The sequence below is a fragment of the Streptomyces sp. NPDC111744 genome (assembly GCF_055634995.1).
The window spans coordinates 177,297-191,043 of the sequence record NZ_JBVKCG010000018.1 but is presented as its reverse complement, the minus strand read 5'-3'; the positions used below and the strand labels follow the sequence as shown (position 1 = coordinate 191,043).

The following is a 13,747-nucleotide window of genomic DNA, read 5'->3' as shown; positions in this document are numbered from 1 at the left end:
GGCGACCGACCCACCTGCTCCTCGAACAACTCATGCAGACACCGACCCGACGGAAACTCCACCTCCGTGTCGTTCCAGCCACCCGACAACCGCAGCTCATCGGTTTCCGGCATGATGCGTCCTCTCCAGTCGAAAAAATTGCAGTACGTGGGTTTGTCTGGCTGCGGCAGGGCGCCGGCAACCCTGTACTAGCGGTGGGCCGCGGTGCTCCGCATTGCCAGATAGCCGGCCTCCGACTCCGCCCGCTTCTGCGGGGTGAAGTCACGACGCTTGAACTCCGGTGCACCATAGGGCGACAGCGCGGGCGTAACTCCCGCGTGGGCGGCATGGCGACCGTCGAGCACCTCGTGCGCGACCTGATCGAGGACGTCGAAGGCGAGCATGAAGGAGTTCCCCTTGCAGCTCCAGATGGAGCTGAAGGAGAAGGGATCGGTGAAGCGCAGAGCTTTGATGACGGGTCCGGTATCTACACCGTCGTCCACGAAATGTGCCGTCGCCCCGGCGGCGGCGCGAAAGAGTCCACTGTCGCGTAGGGCCGCCACCTGCTCGATCGCGAAGGTGCCGCGCGCGTGTGGAAGGACGGCGGAGTGCGCGTTGATGATGCGCGAACCCGTCAGTTCGATCCACCACGGGGCGAGGATCTTGTCGAGGAACACAAACAGGTACGGCCGCTCGGGCCCGGCGCACTCGTGTGTAAGCCAATCCCTGGCGATGTCGCCATTGAGCCGCTTGCCCAGGTAGACGGTGTCCGGATGGCAGCTGGCGGAGCGGGCGGGGACACCGAACTCCTCTATCATCGCCCGCTCGGTCGCGCTGAGGTCCGGATAGAGCCGATCCAGTGCGGCCCACACCCGGTCGTCGAGTTCGCGCTCACCGCTGTGCCGACGGTGGAACCGGGCACGCTCGGTCCGCAGAGTTTCGGGGAGCGGGTCCTCGCGCAGCACGACGCCGCGAAACCCCTCCTGTTTGCCGTGATCCGCCAGCCAATTCGTGACCAGATAAGCGGCGTGAAACGTGTTTTCCGTGCACAGGAAATACGGCACCGACAACGGAGAATTCCCTTCTGGGCGGGGGCGGGCAAGGGCCCGCCCCATGGCCTTGCCTAGCGGATGTTCTTCGGGCGCATGTCCTGCCAGTGCCTCTCCACGTACGCCACGCAGGAGACCCTGTCGGCCTCGCCATGGACAATCCGCCAGCCCGCAGGAACGTCCACGTAGGAGGGCCACAGCGAGTGCTGCTCCTCGTCGTTGACCACCACGACGTAGCGGCTGTTCTCGTCGTCGAACGGGTTGGACATCTTCGAGCTCCGTTTTCTCTGCTGTGATGTGTGAGGGGGCGGCCGGGAACGACCCGCCGTGTCAGACGGCCAGACGCCTGCGCGGCCGGGGTACGATCTGCGGCTCTGGCGCTCCCCGCGTCTGCCTGGCGACCACGTGCTCGGCCAGGGCGGCGACAGTGGGACTGCCGAAGAAGTCCGTCATGGACACTGGGACACCCAGCTCCGACCGGATCTTCGCGACTGCCTGCGTGGCCAGCAGGGAGTGGCCTCCCAGCGAGAAGAAGCTCTCATGGACGCCGACCTGGGCCATCCCGAGCAGTTCCTCCCACAGGGAGGCGATCACGCGCTCTACACGGGTGCGGGGAGCGACGTACGAACTCTCCGGAAACATGCCGCCCATGCCCGCCAGCGCCTTCTGATCGACCTTTCCGTTGGCGGTGACGGGAAAGCGGTCCAGGAGGGCGTATGTCGCCGGAACCATGTACGCGGGCAGTTTGCGTGCCGCGTGGGCGCGCAGTTCCTCCACCGTCGGCGGTTGTGTCTCCTCGGAGGTGACCACGTACGCCGCGAGGTGTCTGCCCCTGGCCGGGTGATCGACGGCGAGGACCTTGGCCTGCGTCACTGCCGGGTGGGCGGATACCGCGGCCTCCACGTCGCCAAGCTCGATGCGGAAGCCCCGGATCTTCACCTGATGATCGGCACGTCCCAGGAACTCCAGCGTGCCCTCGGTCCGCCACCGGACGACATCACCGGTACGGTACATGCGCTCACCAGAGGCTCCGAACGGGCAGGCCACGAACCGTTCCGCAGTCATCGCGGGACGGCCCAGGTACCCCCGTGCGACACCGGTTCCCGACACGTACAACTCCCCGGGCACACCGGGCGGCACCGGATTCAGACGCTCGTCAAGGACGTAGGCCTGGATGTTGGCGATCGGCTGGCCGATCGGTACCCGTCGCGGCCAGGCCCCGTCGTCTTCAGGCAGTTCGTACGCCGTCACCACATGCGTCTCCGTCGGCCCGTAGTGATTGGCCAGTCGGCGGCCCGGCATGGCCGTGATGAACGAGCGCAGCGGGTCGGACAGCACCAGGGCCTCGCCCGCCTGGGCAACGTAGGTCAGGTTCGCCAGTTCGAGTCCCTCGTCCGCCGCCACCGCACACAGCGCCTCGATCACGACGTTCGGTGCGAACAGGTCAGTTGCCCCGCTCGTGTCCAACCAGCGGACGAAGCCGGCGAAGTCGCTGCGGATGTCCAGGTCGGGAATGAGTAGCGAGGCACCCGTCACCAGCGTGGAGAGGATCTCCTGTGCCGAGACGTCGAAGGTGAGCGCGGTGAACTGCGCGGTGCGGCGCCCCGGGCCGGACTGCTCAGCCCGGCCCTGCCAGGTGAGCAGGTTGACCAGGGCCCGATGGTGCATGACCACGCCCTTGGGCCGCCCGGTCGAACCGGAGGTGTAGATGACATAGGCGGTGTGGAGTGGTGCGAAGGCCCGGACCCGGTCCCCGTCCGTGAGGTCGGCTGCGGAGTGTTCCGCGACGCGGGCGGCCGTCTCGGGCGCTTCGAGGCACAGCCACCGGATCCGCGGGTGCGCCCGTTCGTGCTCGGCGGCGATCGTCCGCGTACTGATGACCATCACCGGCGACGCGTCCTCGAGGACCGCGGCGACGCGTTCCGTTGGGTGGTCCGGGTCCAGGGGCAGATACCCGGCGCCGGACTTGAGTACGGCGAGCAGCGCCACCACCATCTCCACCGATCGTGGCAGCAACAACCCGACCACGTCGTCCGGTCCGACGCCGAGGGAGACGAGGTGCCGGGCGAGCCGGTTGGCCCTGCGGTTGAGCTCCGCGTAGCTGAGCGTCCGGTCGCCGTGGCACACCGCGGGCTGTTCTGGCGTCCGTGCCGCCTGCCGCTCGAACAAGTGGGGCAGCGTGACCTCCGGGCGGGGCGCCTCCGTGTCGTTCCAGCCGTCGATCGCCCGCCGTTCCTGAGGACTGAGCAGAGGCACCTGGCTCAGGCGCCGGCCAGGGTCCTCCGCGAGCGCCGCCAGCACAGTGCACAGCCGGTCCGTGAGGGCTTGTGCCGTTGCGTGGTCGAACAGGTCGGCGCTGTAGGTGAGTTGGCAGTCCAGCCCGGCCGGTTCATCGCGGTCGTCGGTACGCTCCCTCATTTCGAAGAGCAAGTCGAACATGGAGAACCGCTCGTCGACGGGGAACTCCTCAGCCCGCAGTCCGGGCAGTGCGGGGGCCGTGGTGGCGTTGTTGTGGAAGGCCAGCATCACCTGGAAGAGAGGATGCCTGACCGTGGACCGGGCCGGGTTGAGGGCCTCAACGAGCAGCTCGAAGGGCAGGTCCTGATGTGCGTAGCAGGCCAGGCTGGTTTCCCGGACCCTGGCGAGTAGGTCGCGCAGTGTGGGGTCACCGGAGGTGTCGGCACGTAGCACGAGGGTGTTGACGAAGAAGCCGATCAGGTCGTCCTGCGCCTCGTCCGTGCGCCCTGCGGCCGGCACGCCCACCGGAATGTCCGTGCCTGCCCCCATCTGGGTGAGCAGGGCGGCGAGGCCTGTCTGGCAGGTCATGAACACGCTCGCTGCGGTGTCCCTCGAGAGAGCGGAGAGCCGACGGTGGACAGCGGCTGGTACGTGGAATCGCACGGTGCCGCCGCAGTGGCTGGCCACGGCGGGCCGCGACCGGTCGGCGGGCAGGTTGATCTCTTCCGCCAGACCGCTCAACCGCTCCGTCCAGAACTGCTTCTGCCGCGCGAGGACACTGTCTGCGTCCTCCGGGTCGCCCAGGACTCGGCGCTGCCACAGCGTGTGGTCGGCGTACTGGATGGGCAACGGCTCCCACCGAGGCGCATGCCCCGCGCTGCGGGCCTTGTATGCCAGCGCGAGGTCACGCCACAGGGGGGCGTACGACCAGCCGTCGCAGGCGATGTGGTGCAGGACAACGAGCAGGACGTGCTCGTCCGGGCCGACCGCGAACAGATGCGTGCGGATGGGCGGATCGGTGGTGACGTCGAATCCCTCGGATGCCTTCTCGGCCACGGCATCGGCTAGTTCGCCCAACTCATGCTGGTGCAAGCCGGGCCTGTGTGCGATGGCGTCCAGAACGACTTGGTGGGGCCTGCCGTCCACCTCCGGGTACACGGTGCGCAGGATCTCGTGGCGTTCGACGAGGTCGCCGAGTGCCGCCTCCAGGGCCTGCGTGTCCAGCGGTCCGGTCAGCCGGAGTGCCGTGTGCATGTTGTACGCCGAACGCTGCTCCTCAAACCGGTTGAGCAGCCACAACCGCTGCTGTCCGTAGGACAGCGGGACGCTCTCGGGCCGCTCCATCGCGGTGAGGGGAGCCACCGCGCTCGGCCCACTGCCCACCTGGGCGGCAAGCCCGGCGACGGTCGGCTGCTCGAAGACGGCCCTGATCGGCAATTCGGTGCGGAACTCGGTGCGGATGCGCGCGGCCAGTCGGATAGCCAGCAGCGAGTGACCGCCGTGCGCGAAGAAGTCGGCGTCGATGTCCGTCCACGGACGGCCCAGCACCTCACCGATGAGTTCGCACAGGAGCCGTTCGGACGGATTGCGCGGCCCGCGTCCTTCGGATGCCGGGGCCAAGGACGGTTCCGGGAGTGCCTTGCGGTCGAGTTTTCCGCTGCTGGTCAACGGCATCGCCGACAGCGGGACCCAGACGGCGGGCACCATGTATCCGGGCAGACGCGCTGCCGCGTATTCGCTCAGTTCCCGCTGGTCGGGAGTATCGCCGCCGCGCCCGGTGACGTAGGCGACGAGACGCTGGTCGTGCACCGCCACGGCGCAGTCGACCAGGGCCGGGTGCCCCGCGACGACCGTCTCGATCTCCTGGAGTTCGATGCGGAAGCCGCGGAGTTTGACCTGCGAGTCCCGCCGTCCGCGGTATTCCAGGGTGCCGTCCGGCCGCCATCGGGCGAGGTCACGGGTCCGGTACATGCGGCACTGCCGGCCGGTCTCGTCGGGCAGCCTCACGAAGGCCTCCGCGGTCAGGTCCGGTCGCCCGTGGTACCCGTCGGCGAGTTGTACACCGCTGAGGTACAGCTCGCCCGTGACTCCCACCGGCACCGGCTGGCCCTGCCGGTCGAGGACGTGGAGACCCGTGTTGGCGACGGGGCGCCCGATCGGGACCACCGGCCGTCCGCCGGGCGGGCACTGCCAATGTGTAACGTCCACGGCCGCCTCGGTCGGGCCGTAAAGATTGTGCAGTTCCACACCGTCCAAGACCCGGAAGAATCGCTCCTGCAATTCGCTGGGCAACGCCTCGCCGCCGCACAGCACCCGGGTCAGGCCCGTGCAGTGGGCGCTGGCCGGCTCCTCAAGGAAGATCTGCAGCATCGATGGCACGAAGTGCACCGTGCTGATCCGCTCCTGCTGGATCAGCCCCGCGAGGTAAGCCGGGTCGCGGTGCCCGCCGGGTCGTGCCAGGACCACCACTCCACCGGTGATCAGCGGCCAGAAGAACTCCCAGAGTGACACATCGAATGTGTACGGCGTCTTTTGCAGGACGTGCTCGCCCTGCGCCAGCCCGAACACCTCCTGCCGCCACAAAAGCTGGTTGGTGATCGCGCGATGGGAGACCACGACTCCCTTGGGCTTACCCGTCGACCCGGACGTGTAGATCAGGTACGCCGGGTCGTCCGGGCCGCTCTCCTCCCAGGACCAGCTATCGTCGGCGTTACCATCCCGGTCGGTGATGCCCTCCAGGGCAATCACGCGAACACCGGGCAGGTCAAACCTGCCGGCCCACTCCCGGGTGGTCACGACGGTGCGGATTCCGCCGTCGGTGACGATCTCCCTCAACCGCAGGTCGGGGTTCTCCGGGTCCAGCGGAGCGTACGCTGCCCCGGCCTTCAGCACCCCCAGCAGCGCCACCGGAAGGTCGAGCGACCGCTCGAGCACCACCGCGACGAAGTCGCCCCTGCGCACGCCGGCGTCCCGCAGCGCCCGCGCCACCCGTCCAGCTCGGGCATCCGTTTCCCCATAACTCAGCGCTGATCCCTCGTACCGGACTGCCATCGCCTCGGGGGTTCGGGCAGCCTGTTCCGCCACCAACTGGTGCAGCACGAACGGGCCGGGATAGTCGCGGCCGGTCGCGTTCCACTCCGCCTGGTCACGCACTTCCCCGTCGCCGAGGAGTGGTGCCTGTCCCGGCATCCGGGCCGGGTCGGTCACCAAGGCTTCGAGCAGGATGAGGTAATGCTCGGAGAGCCGGAGAATGCGCTCCTCGTCGAAAATGTCACTGGCGTAACCGAAGCGGCACACCAAGCCCCGGGCATGCCGTTCCAGGTTGAGGGTGAGATCGAAGTGTGTGGTGTGCTGGCCGACTTCGACGAACTCCATTTGCAGGCCGGGAGCCCGGCCTGCTTCGAGGGCGCCGCGGCTGTCGTGGAGGCTGCACATGACCTGGAAGACGGGATTGACGGCTGCGTCTCGCCTGGGTGCCACTGCCTCGACGACCCGCGCGAAGGGCACTTGCTGCCGCTCCTGTGCGGAGTGAACCGTCTCGCGCACCGTCGACAGAAGCTCCCGGAACGACGGGATGTCAGACACGTCCACACGTAGAGCCACCGTGTTGACGAAGAAACCGACGGTGTCCTCGAACTCCTCACGGGAGCGGTTCGCCATGGTGGTGCCCACCACGATGTCGTCCTGCTGCGTGTACCGGTGCAGCAGTTCGTACAGCACGGACAGGAGGACGACGAAGGGTGTGACGCCCTCGCGCTCCGCCAGTTCCTCGACCGAACGGACGAGTTCTTCAGGGAACTCCAGGGCGAAGCCGCCCCCGTCCACCGACGGAACGGCCGGCCGCGGACGGTCGGTCGGCAGGTCGAGGACAGGTGGATCGGCCAGCCGGTCCACCCAGTACCGAAGCTGCTCACGCAGTTCCTCGGAGTCACGGTTCGCCGCTTCCCAGTGGGCGTAGTCCGCGTACTGCAGGCGCACCTGCGGGAGCTTCACGGGGTGACCGGACACCAACTGCTCGTACGCCCTCCACAACTCGCGGAAAAAGACGCCTTCTGACCATCCGTCGGTAACGGCGTGATGGAGGTTGAGGAAAAAGTGGTGCTGTTCCGGAGCGCTGCGATAGAGGTGTGCGCGGATCAGCGGCTCGCCGGAGGCGAGCGAGAACGGCAGCTGTGCCGCTCGCTCGATGTCATATTCCGCTTCGGCGATGTCCTCGACATCCACGCAGGTGAACTCGGGGGCCCGCGCCGGCGCGACGACCTGGCACAGGTTCTCCCCGGCCAAGGCGAAGGTAGTGCGTAGCGCCTCGTGCCGCTCAACCTGGACGGCGAGGCTCTCGCGCAGTGCAGCCACGTCAAGGGCACCGTCGATCCGCAGCACGAGCGGAACGTTGTAGGCGGCATTGCTGCCGTGCAACTGCTCCAGGAACCACAGCCTCTCCTGCGCGCTCGACGCCGGCAGCCGACCCGTCCTGGGCGCCGGCGCTACGGAGGTCGCCTCGGGGATGCCGCCGCGGCCGCTCAGCAGTCGGCGGAGCAGCTCCGCCTTTCCCCCGCTCATCTCGCTCTGTATCAGATCACCGCTCATGTCAGGCCTCCGGCCCTTGCGCCAGGACTCGTCGTACGATCCGCACGGCTGCGTCGATGTCCGCCTGGCCGACGTCGCGGTGCGTGACCGCACGCAGTCGACCGTGGCCGAGCTCCGCGAGAGCCAGTCCGTGCCGCGCCACGGCCTCGACGAAGGTGTGCCAGGTGAAGCGGGGGTCGGTCACCCGGAACATGACGATGTTCGTCTGCACGTCCTTCGGGTCGGTGCTGATGCCTTCGATGTCCGCGAGCCCAAGGGCCAGTCGGCGGGCGTTCTCGTGATCCTCGGCGAGGCGCTCGGTGTCCTCCAGGGCGAGCAGGCCGGCGGCGGCGACCACGCCTGCCTGCCGCATTCCGCCGCCCAGCATCTTCCGGAACCTGCGGGCCTGGCGGACGAAGTCCTCGCTGCCAGCCAGCATCGAGCCGATGGGGGCACCGAGCCCCTTGGAAAGACAGAACTGCACGGAGTCCGCGTGACGTGCCACCTCTGCGGCCGGAACGCCCAGCGCCACAGCCGCGTTGAACAGCCGCGCACCGTCGAGGTGGACCGGGACGCCCCGCAGGGCGGCGAAGTCCCGCACCTCGCGGGTGTACTCCAGGGGCAGGACCACGCCGCCGCAGCGGTTCTGGGTGTTCTCCATGCAGATCAGGGACGGGAGCGCGAACTGAGGGTCGTCCGGATCGTCCGGAAAGCCGCGCTCCAGGTCGCTCAGGAGCAGCCGCCCGTCGGCCTGGTTGGGGACGGGCTCGTAGACCACACCCCCACAGACCGAGGCCCCGCCCGCCTCATAGATGTAGATGTCGGTCTCGTCGCCGACCAGAACCTTCGAGCCGCGCGGTGCATGGGTCATCAGTGCGCAGAGGTTGGCCATGGTGCCGCTCGGCATGAGGCAGGCCGCCTGCTTGCCGGTCAGCTCCGCCGCGAGCTCCTCCAGCGCGCGTACCGTTGGGTCCTCGCCGTACACGTCGTCACCGACCTTGGCCTCCCCCATGGCACGGCGCATCGCGTCGGTCGGTGTGGTGAAGGTGTCGCTGCGCAGTTCGATCATCGTGCTTCATCCCCGGGAGTGGGTTCGGTGGTGACGCGGATGCTGAGTTCACGGGTGGCGAAGTCCAGGGAGCGGCGCACCGACTCGGCGTCCGGCCCGACGGCGATGACATGGCCGAGCCGGCCGTAGGCGTTCTCGGCAGGGCGGATGGCCGTCCCCTCGGCAGCAGTCACCGTGACTGTCGTGACGCCCTCGACGGCGCGCGCGGCCGTGACGCCCTCGACGGCGCGCAGAGTGCCGGTTCCCTCGGGCAGCAGGAATTTGATGCCGGCGCTCGCCGTGCGGCGGGAAACGAGGTCGACCGGCATGCCGGTGACAGCTCGCAGTTGTTGTTCAAGCAGATCGACGTCCGTGGCCTGGCGGACCGCCTCCGGGATCATGCCGCCGGCCAACCTCGGGTTGATCTCGATCACGGTGGCACCTCGCTCGGTGAGCCGGATCTCCGTGTGCGTCGCACCGAGCTCCCAACCGACAGCCTTGAGGGCGCCGGCGACCGTCTCAGTGATGTCACTGGCCACGGCCTCGGTGAGCGGGGCGGGAAACAGATGCCCTGTCTCGACGAAATGCGGGCCGTCCGTCACTTCCTTGGCGGTGATCCCGACACATGTGGCGACGCCACCGTCGCTGAACATCTCCACGCTGTACTCGGGCCCGTCGATGAATTCCTCCACCAGCGCGGTTCGCGCGGTGGGCAGTCCACGCACATTGGTCTCCACCGCGAGGATGTGTTCGGCATGTGCGGCGGCCTCTTCGGGGCTGCGGCACAGGAGCACGTCGTTCGAGCCGGAGTCGTCGGCCGGCTTGACCACGCACGGCGAGCCCACCGCGTGTACCGCGTCGATCACCTCGGCCGGGTCGGTGACCACCGCGAACCGCGGCTGCCGGACTCCCGCATTCTGCAGGGTGCGGCGCATGACGGCTTTGTTGCGGCAGGCGGTCACCGCATCGGCAGCGTTGCCCGGAAGGTCCAGCCAGTCGGCCAGCTCGGCCACCGCGAGCACATAGAAGTCACTCGTGGTGGTCACGCCGACGAGTTCCTGGCGGGGGAAAGTCCGTTGAACGACGTCTCGCAACTCGGACAGGGAGTTGGTGTCACAGACGAGAATTTCGCTGCCGGTTTCGGACAGCCCCGCGTACCGTTCCGGCTTGCCGGTGATGAGGACCGGGGTCAGGCCGCGCTCTCGGGCGGTCCGCAACGCGATCATGCCCGTGCCCGACGTATTGGCCTCGATGAACAGGATCCGCCGGGGAAGCGTCCTGGGCTGAGGCACCTCGGCGCGGGACCACCGCGACACCGGTGTGCCGTAGACGACCTGGGCCGGCCGTGAGGCCAGCGGTAGATCGGTGACGCCGTGTTCGGCCCAGTACGCGTCGCTGTAGACGGTGTGCGCGTAGCGGTCTCCGCGGTCGGGGAGGATGCCGACGATGCGGCTTCCCGGTTCGGCGCGCGCGGCGATGTTGGTCATTACGCGGTAAACGGAGCCCGAGGTGTTGCCCGCGAAGATCTGTTGCTCCTTGGCCAGAGACCGGGCCGCCTCGAACGCCTCGTGATCGTTGAGCCAGTGCACCTCGTCGATGACACCTCGGTCGAGGTTGTGCGGCGACAGGCTGTTGCCGAGGCCGCTCTGCAGCCGCTTGGGAACGTCCGGCTGTTCGAAGAGGGAGCTGCCCACGCAGTCCACGCCGACCGAACGCAACCGCGGCAGGTGCCTGCGAAGGGCGCGGGTGCTCCCGCAGAGGGAGCCGCCGCTTCCCACCGCACCCACCAGCACGTCCACGGGGCCCAGGTCACGCATCAGTTCGTCGGCGAGGACCCGGTAGGCCCGCGGGTTGTCCGGGTTGGTGTACTGCTGCGGCCAGAAGGCGCCCGGAAGCTCCCGTATCAGCTCGTGAAGGCGCTCCAGGCGGGCACCCTGCCAGCCGTGCTCAGTCATCCGGGGAACCACATGGACCTGTGCGTCGAGGGAGCGCAGCTTCGCGAGGGTGGTGGGATCGATCCGCGGGTCGGTGACGATGTGCACGGGGTGGCCCAGCGAGCGGCCCACCAGGGCCACCCCGAGCGCCAACGTGCCGGAGGAACTTTCCACGATCGGGGCACCGGGCAGCAGCGCTCCAATGCGGCGCGCCTCCTCGATGGCGCTCTTGGCCACCCGGTCCTTCATCCCGAAGGGGTTGGCCAGTTCGAGCTTCGCGTATACCTCGGTTCCCTGTGGCACGTCGAGGCGGAGCCGAACGAGCGGGGTGTGCCCGACCATGTCGTGGACGGTTTGAAAGAGCATGTTCACTTCCTCAGGCGATGGCCGGATCAGTGGCGTGAGCGGTGGCTGCGAGGGGGCGCATGCCTCCGTGGGACCAGTCCTCGCCGCGCCCCAGCGAGCGGTACAGCATCGTGGTACCGGGCAGCCAGGCGCAGGCGGCAAGAGCGACTTCTGTCTTCGCCACTACCTCTGGGTCGTCGTGGGGCAGCAGGATGCCGAGCATGGTGCCGCTGTGGGCACAGGCGATGCCGAGCCCGTCGATGTCTCGGCAAATGCGTTGCAGCACGGGGAGGGACGGACGGTGGGTACGTCGGGCGTTCATCTCCGCGCTGCGGGTGGCGACCCGGCCGAGTGAGCGGAGGTCCACGTCCTGTACCGCCTCGCGTGCCCGGTCGAGCAAGCGGGCGTACTCACGCCGCTCTTCCTCGCCGGGCGGGGTGGCCGCACGGTTGTAGCTGATCGTGTCGACCTGTCCGCCCTCGTCGTAGGCGATGACGGTCATCGCGGGCATGGTGCCCAGGCGTTCCCGCAGCCGGACGTCCCGGTGGTTGAACGCCACGATCTCGTCGTACATGACGCCGTCGGACGGTTCGATGCCCCGCAGCAGTGACTCGATGTCGGCCGGCGTGAACACGGCGCCCACCGCATCGGCGACCGCCCGGGCTGTGGCCACGAGGTCCGCCGACGAACTGGCCATGCCCTTGCCTTCGGGCAATTCGCTGCCGATCCGGAGCCGGCCGCCGCCAGTGTGGCCCGCCGCGCGCAAGGCCAACTCCGCCATCCTGGCTGCCTTGCGCTTGTGGTGGGGGGCGACGTGGACGGATGTCGCGTCCGGTTCGTGGGCGAAGGTTGCGGTGGACCATGCGGCCACCGGGGAGGTGACCATGAAGTGCTTGCCGGTTCCGGGCAGCACTCCTTGGAGAAGTTCCCCGAAGGTGCCGAAGGCGCGCCCGACGCCGGCACCGGCAACGCGCCGCCGAAGTTCGGTGACTCCGGCCAGTCCGTCATACCCCAGCGTGTGCGGCTGCGCTGTCATGCTCTCCTCCTCGTGCGCCGTGCGCGAAGCGAGCGCGTGCCGCCCATTCCCCGCTCAGTCGTTCCAGTTCGTCCGTCTGTGCGCCCAGGACTGCGGCGACCGCGTCCGGGTGGGTCGAGCCTGCGGACTTCGGCAACTCCAGGGCGTGCCGGACGTCGAAAGTCCCTGTCAGGAGCGCCTCGGGCGCGTCCAGTTCGAAGTCGAGATCCGCTGCGGTCCGCTTCAGCAGGGCCGTGTCGGTCTGTGCCGGCAGCAAGCCGGCCTCCATGGCGGCGACGATGTACCGCCCCGCGATCACCTGGGCCCGACGCCAGGGCACTCCCTCCCGCAAGGTAAGGGCGTTGGCCAGGGCGAAACCGCCGAGGAACTCGCGTTCGCAGGCCGCGGCCATGCGAGCGGAGTCGAACCGCGCGTGGTCGAGGACCGCCGTGGACAGCCGCAGAACGCTCTCGAAGGTGTCGAAGGCGAGCGGTAGTTGGGCCGCCGCTTCCTTGGAGACCTCGACCGAGTTGGAGAAGGCCGTGTTGCGCTGGCCGAGCACCGCATCGGTGTGGGCCGAGGCCAGATGCGCGGACCTGCCCCGGATGCGTTCGAGGATCGGGAAGTTCTTCTTCTGGGGCATGGCGGAGGAGATGCCGGACAACTCGTCCGGCAGGTCCAGGTAGCCGTAGGCACTGCTGCCCCAGGCCATCAGGTCGGTGGCGAAGCGGCTGAGTGCCACACTGAATATGCCGAACTCGGCGGTGATCTCCAGGGTCCAGCCACGGTAGGCGACGGAGGTCAGGGCCAGTGGCTGTACTCGCTGGAAACCGAGCAGCCCCGCGAGACGGTCGCGGTCCCAGGCCAGTTCCTGGCCGGACATCGCCCCCGCCCCCAGCGGGCACGCGTCGATCGCGTCATACGTGGTGAGCAGCCGACGTGCGGTGTGCAGCACCTGTTCCGACAGCGCCGCGAGATAGAAGCCCGGAGTGATAATCTGGGCAGCTTGCAGGTGTGTGTAGCCGGGCATGGGGTGGTCGGTGTATCGGCTGGCCAGCCGATGCGCCGCCTGCCCGAAGGCGAGCAGAGCGCCGGCGGCGTCGACGAGCCGTGCCTTGCCAAACATCAACTGGGCGCAGGCCTGGAGGTCGTTGCGGCTTCTATCCACGTGCCAGGCCGGGACCGGCTTGCTGAGCCGCGCCTCCACATGGCGTTCCAGGGTGAAGGCGATGTCGGACATGCTCGACTGCCGCTCGGCCATGAGCTCTTCGCGCGTCGCCGAGCCGAGCAGCCCGCCAAGTTCCGCCGCCTGCCCAGCCGTGAGCAGGCCCAGCCGAAGATATTCAGCGACCAGCGCCTTTTCGATGGTGATGTAGTACGGCAGGAGATGATCCGCCTCATGACGGAACTGGGGGTCGAGGATCTCTTCCCTCAACAGGTCGCTCGGACCGCTGCCGACGCGTCCGCTCAGCGGTAGCGCAGAGCTTCCGCCGATGTCGTGGTCAGGGTGCACCAGGAATCCGTTTCTGTTGCAGTGGACAGCACTGAGAGGTGCGTTGTCGCTTCGGTCATG

General features: G+C 68.3%; 7 protein-coding genes. All 7 read right to left on the bottom strand.

Annotated elements, in window-relative coordinates:
* Positions 1 to 188: 188 nt before the first annotated feature.
* Entirely contained in the window at positions 189 to 1,043 is an 855-nt protein-coding gene (locus ACZ7OO_RS32590; protein WP_471510319.1) for a formyltransferase family protein, read from the bottom strand.
* A 59-nt stretch (positions 1,044 to 1,102) separates the two neighbouring features.
* On the bottom strand, positions 1,103 to 1,297 hold the full coding sequence (locus ACZ7OO_RS32585) for an MbtH family protein (RefSeq protein WP_471510309.1): 195 nt from the start codon (positions 1,295 to 1,297) through the stop codon (positions 1,103 to 1,105).
* 61 nt (positions 1,298 to 1,358) lie between these two features.
* The gene (locus ACZ7OO_RS32580) at positions 1,359 to 7,853 is read right to left on the bottom strand and encodes an amino acid adenylation domain-containing protein (protein WP_471510307.1); all 6,495 of its coding nucleotides are present in this window, start codon (positions 7,851 to 7,853) and stop codon (positions 1,359 to 1,361) included.
* Position 7,854: 1 nt separating this feature from the next.
* Positions 7,855 to 8,901, bottom strand: coding sequence for a low-specificity L-threonine aldolase (gene ltaE / locus ACZ7OO_RS32575; RefSeq protein ID WP_471510305.1), 1,047 nt, complete (start codon positions 8,899 to 8,901; stop codon positions 7,855 to 7,857).
* On the bottom strand, positions 8,898 to 11,180 hold the full coding sequence (locus tag ACZ7OO_RS32570; RefSeq protein WP_471510303.1) for a pyridoxal-phosphate dependent enzyme: 2,283 nt from the start codon (positions 11,178 to 11,180) through the stop codon (positions 8,898 to 8,900). Before ACZ7OO_RS32570 ends, ltaE begins: the two co-directional genes overlap by 4 nt.
* 10 nt (positions 11,181 to 11,190) lie before the next feature.
* Positions 11,191 to 12,195, bottom strand: coding sequence for a GHMP family kinase ATP-binding protein (locus ACZ7OO_RS32565; protein WP_471510301.1), 1,005 nt, complete (start codon positions 12,193 to 12,195; stop codon positions 11,191 to 11,193).
* Entirely contained in the window at positions 12,164 to 13,687 is a 1,524-nt protein-coding gene (locus ACZ7OO_RS32560; RefSeq protein ID WP_471510299.1) for a lyase family protein, read from the bottom strand. The genes ACZ7OO_RS32565 and ACZ7OO_RS32560 overlap by 32 nt, the downstream gene beginning before the upstream one ends.
* Between the last annotated feature and the right edge of the window lie 60 nt (positions 13,688 to 13,747).